Genomic DNA, 15,368 nt, shown 5'->3' on the forward strand with positions numbered 1-15,368 from the left:
CGGTCAGATCCCCGGGGCGCGACGGAGGTCGAGGGTCATCGGGAACTCGGGGCTGGGGCGTTCCTCCGGCGGCAGGTAGCCGCCGGCGGTGTGGCCCATGGGCTCGAAGCGGGCGAGGCGGCGGGCCTCGGCCTCGTTGCCGTTGACGGGGAAGGTCTCGTAGTTGCGTCCACCGGGGTGTGCCACGTGATAGGTGCAGCCGGCGACCGCGCGGCCCGTCCACGTGTCGTAGATGTCGAAGGTCAACGGCGCGTGAACCGGGATCACCGGATGCAGCGCCGCGGCCGGCTGCCACGCCTTGAAGCGCACCGCCGCGACGGAGACGCCGCTGGTCTCGGTCTTCTGCATCGGCATCCGCCGCTTGTTGCAGGCGACGACGTAGCGGCCCGGATCGGTGGCGGTGAGCTTGACCTGCAGCCGTTCGACCGAGCTGTCGGTGTAGCGCACCGTACCGCCGATCGCCCCGGTCTCGCCGAGGACGTGCCACGGCTCCAGCGCCTGGCGCAGCTCCATCGCGACGCCGTCGGTCTCGACCTCGCCGCAGAACGGAAACCGGAACTCCTGCTGCGCCTCGAACCAGTCGGGGCGCATGTCGAAGCCGTGGGCGGAGAGGTCGCGCAGCACCTCGAGGAAGTCGGCCCAGACGAAATGCGGCAGCATGAAGCGGTCGTGCAGCGCCGTGCCCCAGCGCGTGAGCGCGCCCGTCACCGGCGAATGCCAGAGCCGGGCGACCAGCGCGCGGATCATCAGCTGCTGCGCGAGGCTCATGCGGGCGTCGGGCGGCATCTCGAAGCCGCGGAACTCCACCAGCCCGAGCCGGCCGGTGGGGCCGTCGGGGGAATAGAGCTTGTCGATGCAGATCTCGGCGCGGTGGGTGTTGCCGGTCACGTCGACGAGCAGGTTGCGGAGCAGGCGGTCGACCAGCCACGGGGCAGGGGCCTCGCCCGCGCCCGGCGGCGGCATCTGGCTGAGCGCGATTTCCAGCTCGTAGAGCGCATCGTGGCGCGCCTCGTCGATGCGGGGCGCCTGGCTGGTCGGGCCGATGAACAGGCCGGAGAACAGGTAGCTGATCGACGGGTGCCGCTGCCAGTGCAGCACGATCGAGCGCAGGAGGTCGGGCCGGCGCAGGAAGGGCGAGTTCGAGCGTGGTCGCGCCGCCGACGACGACATGGTTGCCGCCGCCGGTGCCGGTGTGCTTGCCGTCGATCATGAACTTGTCGGCGCCGAGGCGGCACAGCCGCGCCTCGTCGTAGACGCCGGTGGTGATCGCCACGCAGTCGTCCCACGAGGTCGCGGGGTGGATGTTCACCTCGATCACCCCGGGGTCGGGGGCGACGCGGATCACGTTCAGCCGCGGGTCGTTCGGCGGGGCGTAGCCTTCGATGTGCACCGGCAGGCCGAGATCGCGCGCCGCCGCCTCGGCCGCGGCCACGAGGTCGAGATAGTCCTCGATGGTCTCGACCGGCGGCATGAAGATGCAGAGCCGTCCGTCGCGCGGCTCGACCGACATCGCCGTGCGAACGGCGCCGCCGGCCTCGCCGATTTCCTGCTCCACCTGCTCCTGCTGGGTGGTCGGGTCGGCGGTGAAGTGCGCCATCGGCTGCGCCCGCCCGCCGAAGATCGGCTGCGGCGGCTCGGCCGCCGGCCGGCGCGGCGCACGGTTGCGGAAGTCGGGCAGCGGCCCGCGCGCCTCCGTCGGGTCGGCGACGTTGGTGTAGGGGAAATTCGACGGTGAGATCCACGGCAGCTTGCCGAGCGGCAGGCGAAAGCCGACCGGGCTGTCGCCGGGCACGAGGTAGAGATAGCCCCGGCGTGTCCGCCACTTCTCGGAGTTCCAGCGCGGGCCGCCCGACGCCTGGCTCTGCCACCAGCGCTGGATCGGCAGGATATAGCCCGACGGTGTGGTGAGGCCGCGGTCGAAGACGCGGGCGATGCGGTGGCGCTCCTCCGGGTCCTTGAGCTTCGAGTTCTTCGGCGAGACGTTGGGGGGCAGGTCACCCTCCTTCACCAGCCATTCAGCCGGATCCTCGTAGGCCGGCGTCACCATGTCGGGGTCGACGCCAAGCTCGCTCGCGATGCCCTTGAGCAGCCGTTCCGCCTCGACCGGCCCGACGTTGGTGTCGGTGCCCTCCTCGGCGATCAGGCCCGCGTCCCGCCAGATCGGCGCGCCGTCCCGGCGCCAGTAGAGCGAGAAGGTCCAGCGCGGCAGGCTCTCGCCCGGATACCACTTGCCCTGACCGTAGTGCAGGAAGCCGCCGGGCGCGAAACGGTCGCGCAGCCGGCGGATCAGCTGGTCGGCGAGGCCGCGCTTCATCGGACCGACGGCGCCGGTGTTCCACTCGGCGCTCTCGAAGTCGTCGATGGAGACGAACGTCGGCTCGCCGCCCATGGTGAGTCGCACGTCGCCCGCGGCGAGGCTCGCGTCGACCTTGCGCCCGACGGCGTTCAGCGCGTCCCACGCCTCATCCGAGAAGGGCTTGGTGATGCGCGGATGCTCGGCGACCCGGCGGACCTGCATGTCGAAGCCGAAATCCACCTCGGCAAAGGTCGCGAGGCCGCTGATCGGCGCGGCGTTGCGATAGTGCGGCGTCGCGGCGAGAGGGATATGGCTCTCGCCGGTCAGCAGGCCGCTCGTCGGGTCGAGCCCGATCCAGCCGGCGCCCGGCAGGTAGACCTCGCACCAGGCGTGCAGGTCGGTGAAGTCGTGGTCGGTGCCGGCCGGGCCGTCGAGCGCCACGAGGTCGGGCTTCAGCTGGATCAGGTAGCCCGAGACGAAGCGGGCGGCGAGGCCGAGGTTGCGCAGGACCTGCACCAGCAGCCACGAGGTATCCCGGCACGAGCCGGTGCCGCGCTCGAAGGTCTCTTCCGGGGTCTGGACGCCCGGCTCCAGCCGGATGACGTAGCCGATTTCCTGCGAGAGCCGCCGGTTCAGGTCGACGACGAAGTTCACCGTGTTCGGTGCCGAGGTGGCCACCGAGCGCATGAACTGCGCCAGCCGCGGCCCCATGGGCTCCGGCCGGCGGTAGATCACGAGATCGTCGAGCAGATCCTCGGGATAGTCGAAGGGGAACGCCTCGGCCGACTCCTCCACGAAGAAGTCGAAGGGGTTGTAGACCGTCATGTCGGCAACGAGATCGACCTCGATCTTCAGCTCCCGCACCGGCTCCGGAAAGACGAACCGCGACAGCCAGTTGCCATACGGATCCTGCTGATGATTCACGAAGTGGGTCGAAGGCGTTACCTTCAGCGAGTGCGACAGCACCCGCGTGCGCGAATGCGGCGCCGGGCGAAGACGGATGATCTGCGGTCCGAGGCTGACTGGACGGTCGTAGCGGTAGTGAGTGAGGTGATAGATGCTCGCCTTGATCGACATTGCTTTCCGTCTCGGGGGCTGATGCCGGGCAGGCTTTCACACAATTAACGATTATGCCACGGCTATGTTGCAGTGCATCTGGAACCTGCGCCGGCCTGACGCAAAGATGGGCGGTGGGCGATGTCCGCGGTCGCTTTCGTCCCGCGCCGGCTGTGCCCGCACCGCTTTCCCCGCCGCGGCGGGCAGGGGCTTGAGTGCCGGGCACGCGCGGGGTAGGGGCGGCGGATGCCGCGCTATGCTCTGAGGATCGAATACGACGGCCGGCCGTTCGTTGGCTGGCAATGGCAGGCGGCGCACCCGAGCGTGCAGCGCCGGCTGGAGGACGCGATCGCGCGGATCGCGTCCGAGGCGCCGCCCGTCACCGGCGCCGGCCGGACCGACGCGGGCGTCCACGCGACAGGCCAGGTGGCGCACGTCGAGATCGCGCGGGCGTGGGAGCCCGCCCGGCTGCTCGCTGCGGTGAACGCGCACCTGCGGCCGGAGCCCGTGGCCGTGGTGGCGGCGGCGGAGGTCGGGCCCGACTTTCACGCGCGGTTCTCGGCGGTGGAGCGGGAGTATCTGTTCCGCCTCGTCGCCCGCCGGGCGCCGCTGGTCCACGACCGCGGACTGGCGTGGCGGGTCGGGCACCCGCTCGATGCGGAGGCGATGCGCGTGGCGGCGGCGGCGTTGCTCGGCCGGCACGACTTCACCACGTTCCGATCGTCCACCTGCCAGGCCAAGAGCCCGGTGCGCACCCTCGACGAGGTGTCGATCACCGAAATCGCCTCGGCGGCCGGCCGGGAATACCGCTTCAGGCTGCGGGCGCGGTCGTTCCTGCACAACCAGGTCCGCGGCATCGTCGGGACGCTGGAGCGGGTGGGCGCCGGCGCGTGGCCGCCCGGCCGGGTGGGCGAGGCGCTGGCCGCGCGCGACCGGAGCGCCTGCGGCCCGGTCTGTCCGCCGGGCGGGCTCTATCTCGCGGCGGTGCGCTACCCGTCCGATCCGTTCGGTACGACCGGAGCAGGTTGAGCCGGCGCAGGTTGAGCCGGCGCAGGTTCAGCCGGAGCGGAGTCGGCGGGAGCGGGCTCGGCCGGCGCGGTGCCCTCGTCGGCGGGCAGCGGCGTCGAGGGTGCCGCCGCGGCCGGCTGGCCCGCCGTCCAGAGGCCATCGTAGGTGCGTCCGTCGGCCAGGGTGATCTTGCCTTGCCCCTCGCGCTGTCCGGCGACGAACGCGCCCTCGTAGACCGACCCGTCGGCATAGGTCGCGCGCCCCTCGCCCTCGAGCAGGCCGCCCTTCCACGTGCCCTCGAAGACGGCGCCGTCGGGCATCGTCATCTTGCCCGCGCCCTCGCGCTGGCCGCTGGAAAAGCCCCCCTCGTAGCGGGTGCCGTCGGCATAGACCGCCGTCGCCTGGCCGCTGCGCTGGCCGCGTGACCAGTCGCCGTCGTAGGCATAGCCGTCGGGCGAGGTGAGCTTGCCCTTGCCCTCGTTGCGGCCCTCCTTGAAGCCGCCGGTATAGACGAGGCCGTTGGCATAGTGCGCCGTGCCTTGCCCGGAAATCGCGCCGGCCTTCCAGTCGCCCTCGAAGCTGCGGCCGTCGGCGTAGGTGATCTTGCCGCGGCCGTCCGGCAGGCCGTCGTGGAAGCTGCCCTCGTAGATCGAGCCGTCGGGGTAGGTCGCCTTGCCGTCGCCCTCGAAGTGGCCGGCCGCCCAGGTGCCGGTGTAGCGGTAGCCGTCGGCCGCGGTCAGCGTGCCCGCGCCGTCGCGCTGGTCGGCCTTGAAGCCGCCCTCGTAGACGTCGCCCTTCGCCGTGGTGGCGCGCCCGAGCCCCTCGCGCCTGCCGTCGACGAACGCGCCCTCGTAGCGGTCGCCGCTCGGCTGGACCAGCGTTCCCTCGCCCTGGAACCTGCCGGCGCTCCACGCGCCCTCGTAGCGGGTGCCGTCGGCGGAGGCGAGCGTGCCCTGGCCGTCCGGCAGGCCGTTGGCGAGATCGCCCTCGTAGGTGGCGCCGTCGGGATAGGTGATCCTGCCGCGGCCCTGCTCGGCGCCGGCCTTCCACGTGCCGGCGTAGACCGTGCCGTCGGCGCGGGTCAGCGTGCCCTCGCCGTCCTGCTTGCCGTCGGCGAAGCTGCCCTCGTAGCGGCTGCCGTCCGGGTAGGTGGCGACGCCCTCGCCGGCGATGCGGCCGGCCGTCCAGCTGCCCTGATAGCTGCCGCCGGCGGGATAGGTGATCTTGCCCTCGCCGTCCGGCTGGCCGCCGGCGAAGTGGCCCTCGTAGACCGAGCCGTCGGGAAAGGTGGCGCGTCCCTCGCCCTCGATGCGCCCCTCGACCCAGTCGCCGGTGTAGCTGTAGCCGTTCGGCAGGGTGTAGGTGCCCTTGCCCTGCTGCCGCCCGTCGACGAACTGGCCCTCGTAGACGCCGCCGTTGTCGTACTCCTTCTTCAGCACCTGCGCCTGCGCGAGCACGGGTGCGGCCGGCGCGGCGACCGCGAGCGTGGTCGCGAGCAGTGCGGCAAGCAGGCTCGGCGGTCTCGGCATGGCGGTCGCTCCTCTCCTCGCGGAGCGCCCCCCGGCGCTCCCCCCACTCTCGTTTTCCAGGCTGCCGGTTCGGGTGGCGCCGGACCATATGAACTGCCGGCGGCGCGAACAAGCCGCTTTGGCCGCCGCGTGCCGCCGTCGCGCCCGGGCGGGCGTCGTTATTCGGTCCAGTCGTCCACCGCCCGGATGTCGTCGTCCGACCAGCCGAGGTGGTGCGCGATCTCGTGAACCAGCACGTGCGCCACCAGCCGGTCGAGCCCGACGTCGCCGCGCTCGATCCACTCCTCGAGGATCGGCCGGCGGAAGAGCCAGACCGCATCGGGCCGCGTCGGCTGGTGCAGCACCGAGCGCTCGGTCAGCGCGATGCCGTCGTAGAGCCCGGTCAGCTCGAACGGATCCTCGATGCCCATCTCGTCGAGCACCGCGTCGTCGGCAAAGTCCTCCACCCGGATGGCGAGCCCGGCGCAGGCGGTCCGCACCTCGGCGGGCAGGTCGTCATACGCCCGACGCGCGAGCGCCTCGAACTCGGCGAGCGACGGGGCAGGGGCGGAGAGGTGGGGCATGGCGGCTCCTCGGTAAGGCCGGGGATATGCCGCAGGGGAGAGGAGGGGTCAATTCGGACGCGATTGCGGGAAACATGGTTGCATCATATGCTGCATCAAATGATGCAGGATGCGAGCGCCATGCGCACGACCATAACCCTTGACGACGATCTCCTTGCCTGCGCCGCCGAGCTGACCGGGGTGGCAGAGCGGGGCCTGCTCCTGCGTCAGGCGCTCGAGGCCCTGATCGAGCGGGAGAGCGCCCGCCGTCTTGCCCGCCTCGGCGGCTCGGAGCCGGACCTGGAAGCCGCGCCACGTCGTCTGCTCGGGTGATCCTCGCCGACACGTCCGTCTGGGTCGATCACCTGCGCCACGGCGACGCGCGGCTGGCCGCGCTGCTCACCGCTGGCCGGATCGTCTGCCAACCGCTGGTGAGCGCGGAGATCGCGCTTGGCTCCCTCCGCGATCGTGCCGGTGTGCTCGGTCTGCTCGACCGGCTCCCGAGGCTGCCGCTGGCCCGGATGGACGAGATCCGACTCCTGATCGACCGACGCCGCCTGTTCGGCCGCGGCATCGGCGTCGTGGACACGTCGCTCCTCGCCTCGTGCCTGCTGGCGCCGGGAACCGACCTCTGGACACGAGACAGACGGCTCGCGTCCGTTGCGGCCGAGCTGGGCGTGTCGGCTGGGGAGACCTGAGACATGCCGACTCCCCGAGATCGACTGCCGGGGGTGCGCCGGTGTATAACGAGTGATGACTGACGTACTTGACCGTATCTTGGCCAAGGTCATAAGGGCCGAGCAGCACATCCAAGATTTTCAACTTGGACGCACTGCGTTTTTTGAGTCTTACCCTTGTAAGATTGGGGTCAAGGCTGACCATCAGGCTGGAAGGAGAGTCTATTATCTCGCCTCCCTCGAAGCAGTGCCGTTCACATTGGCAGCCATTGGCTCCGACGTAGTCCAGAATCTATGCAGTGCCTTGGATCAAATCGCCTACCAAACCGTGGTGAGGCAGCACGGGTCGCGACCTGATTGGAAAGTCTACTTCCCGATTTCTGGAAGCGCCGAGAAATACGAATCCACGCGGAAGGGAGTGATAAAAGAAGTGCCGAAGGCCGTTATAGATGCAATTGATGCAGCCGAACCTTACCGGGGAGGTAAGGGACACGGGTTTTGGGTTCTGAAGAAGCTCAGGAACCCCGACCAGCATGAACTGATGATCGCAGTCGATCCGTACATTGGGCACGTGGATGTCGCGTTCGAGATAAGAGCGGCCATGAAAGCAGGCGGCTTCCCTTTTGAAATTCCCTCGTTCAGCCTTCCGCTTGTCCCGGCTGACAGGAAGCCTCTGAAAGTGGGCGATGCTCTCTACGACCGGCCCCTTGGGGACGAGGTGCAGGAGCAACCCCAATTTGGATTTGACATATCGCTCTACGAACCGGGGGTCATCGAGGGAGAGCCGGCGATAAAAACGTTCAATGAGGCGAGCGATCTCGTCAGAGGAATGATTCAGACGCTGTCGCCGTTCCTCAGATAGGTCCTCTATTCTGGGAGTGCGTCGCGGACCTCCCCATCTGCCTCCCGGCCGGGACCGTTGCGATCGCCGGCGAGATGGGGGCTGCGGCACCAGTCGAGCGCGGGTTGACCGGATCTCAACCTTCCTCCGATGCCCACCCGCGTGCCGTTAACCTCTGGCGGCGTCCGGCAAATCGTATGCATGGTTCGTGCATGCTCCGTGCATGGCCGGTGCATCCCACATTTCGGCCTTAACCCCTGGAATCGCACCAATTCGGCAGGCTCACCGCTCCGGCACCAGCACCTCGCGCTTGCCGACGTGGTTGGCCTGGCTGACGACGCCCTGGTCCTCCATCATCTCCACGAGCTTCGCCGCCTTGTTGTAGCCGACCGAGAGCTTGCGCTGGAGGTAGGAGGTCGAGCACTTGCGGTCCTTGGCGACGATCGCCACCGCCTGATCGTAGAGCGCATCGTCGCCCTGCGTGCTGCCGCCGAGGCCGAGCACGAGGTCGATCTCGCTTTCCTCGTCGGCGTCCGGGCCGTCGAGGACGCCCGCCTCGTACTCCGGCGCGCCCATGGTCTTCAGGTGGCGCACGACCTCCTCGACCTCCTCGTCGGACACGAACGGCCCGTGGACGCGGGTGATGCGGCCGCCGCCGGCCATGTAGAGCATGTCGCCCTGGCCGAGCAGCTGTTCGGCACCCATCTCGCCGAGGATCGTCCTCGAGTCGATCTTCGATGTCACCTGGAAGGAGATGCGGGTCGGGAAGTTCGCCTTGATCGTGCCGGTGATGACATCGACCGAGGGGCGCTGCGTCGCCATGATGAGGTGGATGCCGGAGGCGCGGGCCATCTGGGCGAGGCGCTGGATGCAGGCCTCGATCTCCTTGCCCGCGACCATCATCAGGTCGGCCATCTCGTCGACGATGACGACGATGAACGGCATCGCCTGCGGCTGGAAGCTCTCGGTCTCGAACAGCGGCTCGCCGGTGTCCTCGTCGAACCCGGTCTGCACCGTGCGGGTGAACGCCTCGCCGCGCTCCTCGGCGTCCTTCACCCGGGCGTTGTAGCCGTCGATGTTGCGCACGCCCATCTTCGACATCTTGCGGTAGCGCTCCTCCATCTCCGCCACCACCCACTTCAGGGCGACGACCGCCTTCTTCGGGTCGGTGACGACGGGGGAGAGCAGGTGCGGGATGCCGTCATAGACGGAAAGCTCCAGCATCTTCGGGTCGATCATGATGAGCCGGCACTCGGCGGGCGAGAGCTTGTAGAGCAGCGACAGGATCATGGTGTTGATCGCGACCGACTTGCCCGAGCCGGTGGTGCCGGCGATGAGCAGGTGCGGCATCCGCGCGAGGTTCGCCACCACCGGCTCGCCGCCGATGTCCTTGCCGAGCGCCAGCGGCAGGGCGTGCGAGGTGTCGCCGAAGCCCTTGGAGGCGAGAATCTCGCGCAGGAGCACCTTCTCGCGCAGCTCGTTCGGCAGCTCGATGCCGATGACCGAGCGGCCGGGGATCGTCGAGCAGCGGCAGGCGAGCGCGCTCATCGAGCGGGCGATGTCGTCGGAGAGGCCGATCACGCGGCTGGCCTTGAGGCCGGCGGCGGGCTCCAGTTCGTACATGGTGACGACCGGGCCGGGGCGGATCGAGGTGATCTCGCCGCGCACGCCATAGTCGTCGAGCACGGACTCGAGCATCCGCGCGTTGGTCTCCAGCGCGTCGGTCGAGAGGTGGTGGCGCACGATCGTCGCCGGGTTCTGCAGGAGCGAGAGCGGCGGCGCGGTCCATGCGTCCGCGGCGTCCGGGTCGAGGCCGAGCTCGGGCTCTTCCTCGCGGCGGGCGCGGGCGCTCTTGGGCAGGCTGCGGCGCGCGGGCTGCACGCGCGGCTCGGCCACCTCGGCGGCGAGGGGGCGGGCGGGAGCGATGTCCTCGTCCTCGACCTCCGGTTCGTCGTCGCGGTCGAGCAGCGCGATCTCGTGACCCGCGGGCTCGGCCCGCAGCGCGGTCAGCGGCGGGACGACGCGGGCGGCGGGGCGCGTGCCGGCATCGGCCTCGGCGCGGGCGCGCACCGCCTCGCGGATACGGGTCAGCACGCCGTCCTCGCCGCCATTGGCGACAGCGGCCGGGTCGAAGCGCGGGATGCCGCCGGTGCGGGGTGCGGGCGTGGGGACGGGCTCGGCGGCCGCGCGTCGGCTCCGCGCCTCGGCGGCGAGCGACTTCGCCGCCCGTGCGCCGCCGGCCGCGCCGCGGACCGCGCCGGAGGCGGCGCGGCCGGTGAGCTTGTGGGCGCCGGCGTAGACCACGACCGACCCGAGGCCGAGGAAGCGCAGGAATCCGCGCGCCTCGGCCCAGGTGACGCCGAGCGCGTAGCTGGACGCGAAGACGAAGGCGGCGGCCAGCACGACGGAGACGAGGCGCAGTGCCAGCGTCACGTCGAGCGGAACGAGGCTGATGAGGTTCGCCAGCGTCGCGTCGCCGAGCAGGCCGCCGAGCCCGTAGTCCCGGGGCCAGCCCGCAGGCGGCACATGGGTCGCGGCGAAGGCCGCGGCGACGAAGAGCGCCACGGGCAGCGTGATCGAGCGGCGCAGCGCCCGCGCCTCGCCCGTGTGCAGCACAAGCCGGAGGCCCCAGACGCCGAGCGCCGCGGCGATGCCGTAGGCGCCCCAGCCGAGCGCCCGATGCAGCGGGTCGGCCAGCGAGGCGCCGACGAGGCCGAGGGCGTTCTTCGGTGCCTCGTCGGTGGCCGAGAACAGGCTCGGGTCGTCGGGCGAATAGCTCCAGATCAGCGCCGCGGCGAGGCCGGCGAGCACGATGAGGACGAGGCCCACGAGTTCACTGCCACGTCGGCGCAGCGCCGCCTCGGTATCGCTTTCCATGAGCGGCGCCCGCGGCGCGGTCTTCCTGCGTGTCGCCATCTCAGGCCGTCTCCTCGGTAATCGCACAGAGCGTATCACGGATCGCAACGAGGCCGCGCTCGACATCGGCGAGCGGTGCGACCAGCGCCACGCGGACATAGGGGGCGCCCGGGTTCGGGGCGTCGGCGGTGGCCCGGCCGAGGTAGCCGCCGGGCAGCACGCGGACGCCGGTCTCGCGCCAGAGGCGATGCGCGAACGCCTCCCCGTCGCCGACCGCGAGCCAGAGGAAGAAACCGCCCTCCGGCGCCCGGTAGCCGGGCAGCGTGCCGAGGATCCGGTCGGCGGCGGCGAATTTCGGCGCGTAGAGGGCGCGGCTCGCCGCCACGTGCGCCTCGTCGTTCCAGAGCGCCGCAGAGGCGTGCTGGATCGGCAGCGGCAGCGGCGCGCCGCCGTAGGCGCGGAGCTGGCGCAGCGCGGCGATCGAGCGCGGGCCCCCGGCCGCGAAGCCGGAGCGCAGGCCGGGCGCATTCGACCGCTTCGAGAGCGAGTTCACCACCAGCACCCGCTCGGGGTCGGCGCCCGCCGCCTGCGCGATCTGCAACGCGCCCGGAGGCGGGGTCTCGGGGTAGATCTCGGCATAGCACTCGTCCGCGATCACCCGGAAGTCGTGGCGCTCGGCCAGCGCGAGCAGGCGCCGCCACCAGCCGGCATCCGCCACGGCGCCCTGCGGATTGGCCGGCGAGCAGACGTAGGCGAGCGTCACCCGGTCGAGCAGCGCGGGCGGCAGTGCGGCGTAGTCGGGCAGAAAGCCCGTCGCCTCGGTCGCGGGCACCGGCACCGGCTCGGCGCCGACCGCGAGTGCCGCGGCGCCGTAAGCCTGGTAGAACGGATTGGGGGTCAGCACCACCGGCCGGCCGCCGGCCCTGGTCTCGGGCGAGAGCGCAATGGCGAGGCCGAACAGCCCCTCGCGCGTGCCATTGAGCGGGAAGACCTGCGTCTCCGGGTCGAGCGCCACGCCATACCGCCGGTCGAGCCAGCCGGCGATCGCAGCCCGAAGCGCCGGTGTGCCGTCGTTCGGCGGATAGAGCGCGAACTCGCCGGCATGGGCCGCGATCGTCTCGGCGACGAGCGCCGGCAGCGGGTGCTTCGGCTCGCCGATCGTCATCAGCAGCTCGGGCCCGCCGGCGGGCACGCCGTCGAGCAGCTTCCGCAGGCGCGGAAACGCATATTCCGGCAGGTCTGAGAACCGCGCGGGAAACTGCATCAGTGTGCCTCGTGCCCGGGGTCTGGAAAGGCCGCCCCGTTTTGCCGAAACTCTACCGTGCAGGCCCCTGTCAGTCCAGCATTTTGCGGCGCGGCGGCGGCCTGCGCACGCCGCCGAAGTCGTTCAACTTTTTCCGTTCAGGCAGGCGGCGAAGTCGGCGGCGAGGCCACGGATCAGCGCGGGATAGAGCGTCGGGCCCGGGTCGAGCTTCGCCCCGAGGTGGTCGAGGGTGCCGCTGCCGACGCTGGTTCCCTCGGTGATCGTCGCCATGAGCTTCGGCGAGAATTCGGGCTCGGTGAAGGCGCAGGCGATGCCGCCGTCCGCCACCTTGGCGCGGATCGCGGCGATCCGCGCCGGTCCGGGCTCCACCCCGTCCTGCAACGCCACGCTGCCGGCGGCGGGCAGGCCGAAGGCGTGCTCGAAATACTGGTAGGCGTCATGGAACACCAGGAACGGCTTGCCGCGCAGCGGCGCCACCTCGGCCGTCACCTCCGAGGCGAGGGCGGTCATGTCCGTGGCGAAGCGGTCGGCGTTGGCGGAGTACGCCGCGGCGTTCGCCGGATCGAGGCGGGCGAGCGTCGCCGCCACGTCGCGCGCCGCCGCCGCCGCGTTCGCCGGATCGAGCCACAGGTGGCCGTCGCGCGCGGCACCGGAGTCGTGGTCGTGGCCCTGCGCGTGGTCTTCGTCGGAGTCGTGGTCATGTTCGTCCGGCTCGAACGGGCCGTCGGCGCGGACGGGCAGGGTCTCGACGTCCGGCGCCTGCTCCAGTGCCAGCTTGACCGCGCCGGGGGCGAGCGCGTCGAGCGGGTCGGCGAGCCAGTGGGTCAGGTCCGGGCCGACCCAGACCACGAGGTCGGCATCGGCGAGCGCCTGCGCGTCCGAGGGCCGCAGCGCATAGGCGTGCGGGTCGGCGCCGGGGGGCAGCAGTACGCCGGGCGTGCCCACCCCCTGCATCACCGCCGCGACGATCGACTGCACCGGCAGGATGTCGGTCATCACCACCGGCGCCGCGCCCGCCGCTGCGCCCGTTGCCGTGAGCGCCGCCGCGCCCGCAAGAAGCCAAGCCCGCATCCGAAACCTCCGAGAGTCCCTTGCCGCCGGGAAGGCCGGAGACTACCGTTCCGGTTCCCGCTCGCAGAATCTGTTATAAAGTAACAATGGCCACGTCAAGCGCCCCTGGGGCTGCGAACGCCCCCGCGTCGTTCGAGCCGCACGACCATTCCCACTGCGCTGCGGAGGCGCGGGCGGAAGTCGACGCGGCCTGCGCCGCTCGCGGCCTGCGCCTGACGCCGGCGCGTGCGTTCGTGCTCGACACGCTGCTCGCCTCGCACCGGGCGATGACCGCCTACGAACTGCTGGAGAGCCTCGCCGCCGCGGGGATGCCGAGCCAGCCGCCGGTGGTCTATCGCGCGCTCGATTTCCTGGTGTCGAACGGGTTCGCCCACCGGATCGAGCGGCTCGGGGCGTTCGCCGCCTGCACGTGCGGGCCGCACGCGGCAGGGGCGACGCACCGGGCGGCCTTCCTGATCTGCCGCAACTGCCGCCGCGTCGCCGAGACGGCGATGGCCCGGCCGCCGCGCAGCCTCGCCGAGATGGCGGGGGCGGCCGGCTTTGCCATCGAGCGGGTGGTGATCGAGGCCGAAGGGCTCTGCGCCCACTGCCGGGAAGACGCGGCATGACCGCGCTCATCGCGGCCGCGGGCGTCGGGCTCACCCTCGGCGGCCACCGCATCCTGCACGACGTCGACCTGACCCTCGCCACCGGCGAGATCGTCACGATCGTCGGGCCGAACGGATCGGGCAAGACCACGCTGCTCCGGCTGCTGATCGGTGCCGAGCGGCCGGACGCCGGGCGCGTCACGCGCGCGCCGGACCTGCGGATCGGCTACGTGCCGCAGCGGCTGGCGGTCGACCGGACCATGCCGATCACCGTCGATCGGTTTCTCGCGCTGGCCGGCGGCTCGCCCGATGCGCGGGCGCGGGCGCTCGACCGCACAGGCATCGCCGGCCTCGGCGGCCGGCAGCTCGCGGCGCTGTCGGGCGGCCAGTTCCAGCGGGCGCTGCTCGCCCACGCCGTGCTGCGCGCGCCGCAGGTTCTTGTGCTCGACGAGCCGGCGCAGGGCCTCGACCAACCCGGCGAGGCCCGGCTCTACGGCCTCGTCGCCGAGCTGCGCGCCGAGATCGGTTGCGCGGTGCTGATGGTGAGCCACGATCTGCACGTGGTGATGGCCGCCTCCGACCGGGTGATCTGCCTCAACGGCCACGTGTGCTGCGAGGGGACACCGATGGTCGTTTCCGCCGCGCCGGCCTATCGCGCGCTGTTCGGCCACGGCACGCACGGCGCCCTCGCGCTCTATCGCCATGACCACGATCACGGCCACGATCACGATCACGATCACGACCATGGCCATGGTCACGCGCACGGTTCCGCGCACCCCGGAGCGCGGCCGCACTCGGGCGGACCGGAGGCGGGCGCCTGATGCTCGACAGCTTCCTGGTTCGGGCCGCCCTCGCGGGCGTCGGCGTGGCGCTGGCCGCGGCGCCGATCGGCTGCTTCGTGGTCTGGCGCCGCATGGCGTACTTCGGCGACGCCACGGCGCACGCGTCGCTGCTCGGCGTCACGCTGGCGCTCGCGACCGGCCTGCCGGTCACGCTCGGCGTGCTGGTTGCCGCGATGGCGATGGCGCTGACCGTGGCGGGGGCGGCCGGACGCGGCTGGGCGGCGGACACCGCGCTCGGCGTCGCGGCACACGCGGCGCTCGCCACCGGGCTGGTCGCGCTCAGCTTTCTCCGGGGGGTCCGGGTCGACTTGCTCGGCTATCTCTTCGGCGACATCCTCGCCGTCACCCGGGCCGATCTGGCGGTGATCTGGGCCGGCGCCGCGCTCATCGTCGGGCTGGTCGCCTGGCGCTGGCGCGGGTTGCTGCTCGCGACGCTCAACGAGGACCTCGCCGCCGCCTCCGGGGTCAATCCCCGGCGCGAGGGGCTGGTGCTCACGCTGGCGCTCGCCGTGCTGATCGCCGTGGCGCTGAAGATCGTCGGGACGCTGCTCATCACCGCGATGCTGGTGGTGCCGGCCGCCGCGGCGCGGCCGCTGGCGCGCACGCCGGAGGCGATGGCGGGGCTCGCCGCGGCGGTGGGCGCGGCGGCGGCGCTGGCCGGGCTGCTCGGCGCCTGGCACCTCGACACCCCGGCGGGGCCGTCAATGGTTGCCGCGGCGGTACTGCTCCTGGTCGTGACGAGCATCGTGGCGGCGCTGTGCGGGCGATAGGCGAGCTTGCGTCGCGGCGGCCGCCCGGG

Annotated in this window: 12 protein-coding genes and 1 pseudogene; 7 read left to right on the forward strand and 6 right to left on the reverse strand. The window is 71.5% G+C overall.

Translation table 11 applies throughout. The annotated features are described in order from the left end of the window. Window positions 1–3 precede the first annotated feature (3 nt). Window positions 4–3,373, reverse strand: a pseudogene (locus QM699_RS04210) (DUF2126 domain-containing protein). 225 nt (window positions 3,374–3,598) lie between these two features. Between QM699_RS04210 and truA the strand changes: the two are divergent. Further along, entirely contained in the window at window positions 3,599–4,381 is a 783-nt protein-coding gene (truA, locus tag QM699_RS04215) for a tRNA pseudouridine(38-40) synthase TruA (protein WP_415009953.1), read from the forward strand. Here the strand turns inward: truA and QM699_RS04220 are convergent. Further along, a complete protein-coding gene (locus tag QM699_RS04220) occupies window positions 4,342–5,889 on the reverse strand; it encodes a 2-isopropylmalate synthase (protein WP_415009954.1) in 1,548 nt (515 codons plus the stop codon). The two genes, truA and QM699_RS04220, sit on opposite strands and share 40 nt — an antisense overlap. 158 nt (window positions 5,890–6,047) lie before the next feature. Beyond that, a complete protein-coding gene (locus tag QM699_RS04225; RefSeq protein ID WP_415009955.1) occupies window positions 6,048–6,452 on the reverse strand; it encodes a metallopeptidase family protein in 405 nt (134 codons plus the stop codon). 120 nt (window positions 6,453–6,572) lie between these two features. Between QM699_RS04225 and QM699_RS04230 the strand changes: the two genes are divergently transcribed. From QM699_RS04230 to QM699_RS04240, 3 genes are read left to right on the forward strand one after another with little or no spacing between them, the layout of a single operon-like run. Further along, on the forward strand, window positions 6,573–6,764 hold the full coding sequence (locus QM699_RS04230; RefSeq protein WP_415009956.1) for a type II toxin-antitoxin system VapB family antitoxin: 192 nt from the start codon (window positions 6,573–6,575) through the stop codon (window positions 6,762–6,764). Further along, window positions 6,761–7,129: a type II toxin-antitoxin system VapC family toxin gene (locus tag QM699_RS04235; protein ID WP_415009957.1), complete on the forward strand. Its 369-nt coding sequence runs from the start codon at window positions 6,761–6,763 to the stop codon at window positions 7,127–7,129. The genes QM699_RS04230 and QM699_RS04235 overlap by 4 nt, the downstream gene beginning before the upstream one ends. A 55-nt stretch (window positions 7,130–7,184) precedes the next feature. Continuing rightward, complete coding sequence (locus QM699_RS04240) at window positions 7,185–7,970, forward strand: hypothetical protein (protein ID WP_415009958.1); 786 nt, start codon at window positions 7,185–7,187, stop codon at window positions 7,968–7,970. Window positions 7,971–8,231: 261 nt separating this feature from the next. Here QM699_RS04240 and QM699_RS04245 read toward each other — a convergent pair whose 3' ends face one another. The 3 genes from QM699_RS04245 to QM699_RS04255 form a co-directional block, all read right to left on the reverse strand. Continuing rightward, a complete protein-coding gene (locus tag QM699_RS04245; protein ID WP_415009959.1) occupies window positions 8,232–10,865 on the reverse strand; it encodes a DNA translocase FtsK in 2,634 nt (877 codons plus the stop codon). A gap of 1 nt (window position 10,866) precedes the next feature. Beyond that, entirely contained in the window at window positions 10,867–12,069 is a 1,203-nt protein-coding gene (locus tag QM699_RS04250; RefSeq protein ID WP_415009960.1) for an aminotransferase class I/II-fold pyridoxal phosphate-dependent enzyme, read from the reverse strand. Window positions 12,070–12,192: 123 nt separating this feature from the next. Then, window positions 12,193–13,140 carry a zinc ABC transporter substrate-binding protein gene (locus QM699_RS04255; protein ID WP_415009961.1) on the reverse strand — a complete coding sequence of 316 codons (948 nt, stop codon included), beginning with the start codon at window positions 13,138–13,140 and terminating at the stop codon, window positions 12,193–12,195. An 86-nt stretch (window positions 13,141–13,226) separates the two neighbouring features. Between QM699_RS04255 and QM699_RS04260 the strand changes: the two genes are divergently transcribed. The 3 genes from QM699_RS04260 to QM699_RS04270 are packed head-to-tail and all read left to right on the forward strand — an operon-like array spanning window position 13,227 to window position 15,339. Continuing rightward, complete coding sequence (locus QM699_RS04260) at window positions 13,227–13,748, forward strand: Fur family transcriptional regulator (RefSeq protein ID WP_415009962.1); 522 nt, start codon at window positions 13,227–13,229, stop codon at window positions 13,746–13,748. Beyond that, window positions 13,745–14,548, forward strand: a complete 804-nt coding sequence (locus QM699_RS04265; protein ID WP_415009963.1) for an ATP-binding cassette domain-containing protein — start codon at window positions 13,745–13,747, stop codon at window positions 14,546–14,548. The genes QM699_RS04260 and QM699_RS04265 overlap by 4 nt, the downstream gene beginning before the upstream one ends. Further along, entirely contained in the window at window positions 14,548–15,339 is a 792-nt protein-coding gene (locus QM699_RS04270; protein WP_415009964.1) for a metal ABC transporter permease, read from the forward strand. The genes QM699_RS04265 and QM699_RS04270 overlap by 1 nt, the downstream gene beginning before the upstream one ends. Window positions 15,340–15,368 lie beyond the last annotated feature (29 nt).

Origin of the sequence: Amaricoccus sp. (assembly GCF_047602525.1) — a bacterium.
Classification (GTDB): domain Bacteria; phylum Pseudomonadota; class Alphaproteobacteria; order Rhodobacterales; family Rhodobacteraceae; genus Amaricoccus.

Coding starts and splice junctions, on each gene's coding strand:
- truA (WP_415009953.1), top strand. CDS start 3,599: ATGCCGCGCTATGCTCTGAGGATCGAATACGACGGCCGGCCGTTCGTT.
- QM699_RS04225 (WP_415009955.1), bottom strand. CDS start 6,452: ATGCCCCACCTCTCCGCCCCTGCCCCGTCGCTCGCCGAGTTCGAGGCG.
- QM699_RS04260 (WP_415009962.1), top strand. CDS start 13,227: ATGGCCACGTCAAGCGCCCCTGGGGCTGCGAACGCCCCCGCGTCGTTC.
- QM699_RS04270 (WP_415009964.1), top strand. CDS start 14,548: ATGCTCGACAGCTTCCTGGTTCGGGCCGCCCTCGCGGGCGTCGGCGTG.
- QM699_RS04230 (WP_415009956.1), top strand. CDS start 6,573: ATGCGCACGACCATAACCCTTGACGACGATCTCCTTGCCTGCGCCGCC.
- QM699_RS04220 (WP_415009954.1), bottom strand. CDS start 5,889: ATGCCGAGACCGCCGAGCCTGCTTGCCGCACTGCTCGCGACCACGCTC.
- QM699_RS04250 (WP_415009960.1), bottom strand. CDS start 12,069: ATGCAGTTTCCCGCGCGGTTCTCAGACCTGCCGGAATATGCGTTTCCG.
- QM699_RS04245 (WP_415009959.1), bottom strand. CDS start 10,865: ATGGCGACACGCAGGAAGACCGCGCCGCGGGCGCCGCTCATGGAAAGC.
- QM699_RS04240 (WP_415009958.1), top strand. CDS start 7,185: ATGACTGACGTACTTGACCGTATCTTGGCCAAGGTCATAAGGGCCGAG.
- QM699_RS04265 (WP_415009963.1), top strand. CDS start 13,745: ATGACCGCGCTCATCGCGGCCGCGGGCGTCGGGCTCACCCTCGGCGGC.
- QM699_RS04255 (WP_415009961.1), bottom strand. CDS start 13,140: ATGCGGGCTTGGCTTCTTGCGGGCGCGGCGGCGCTCACGGCAACGGGC.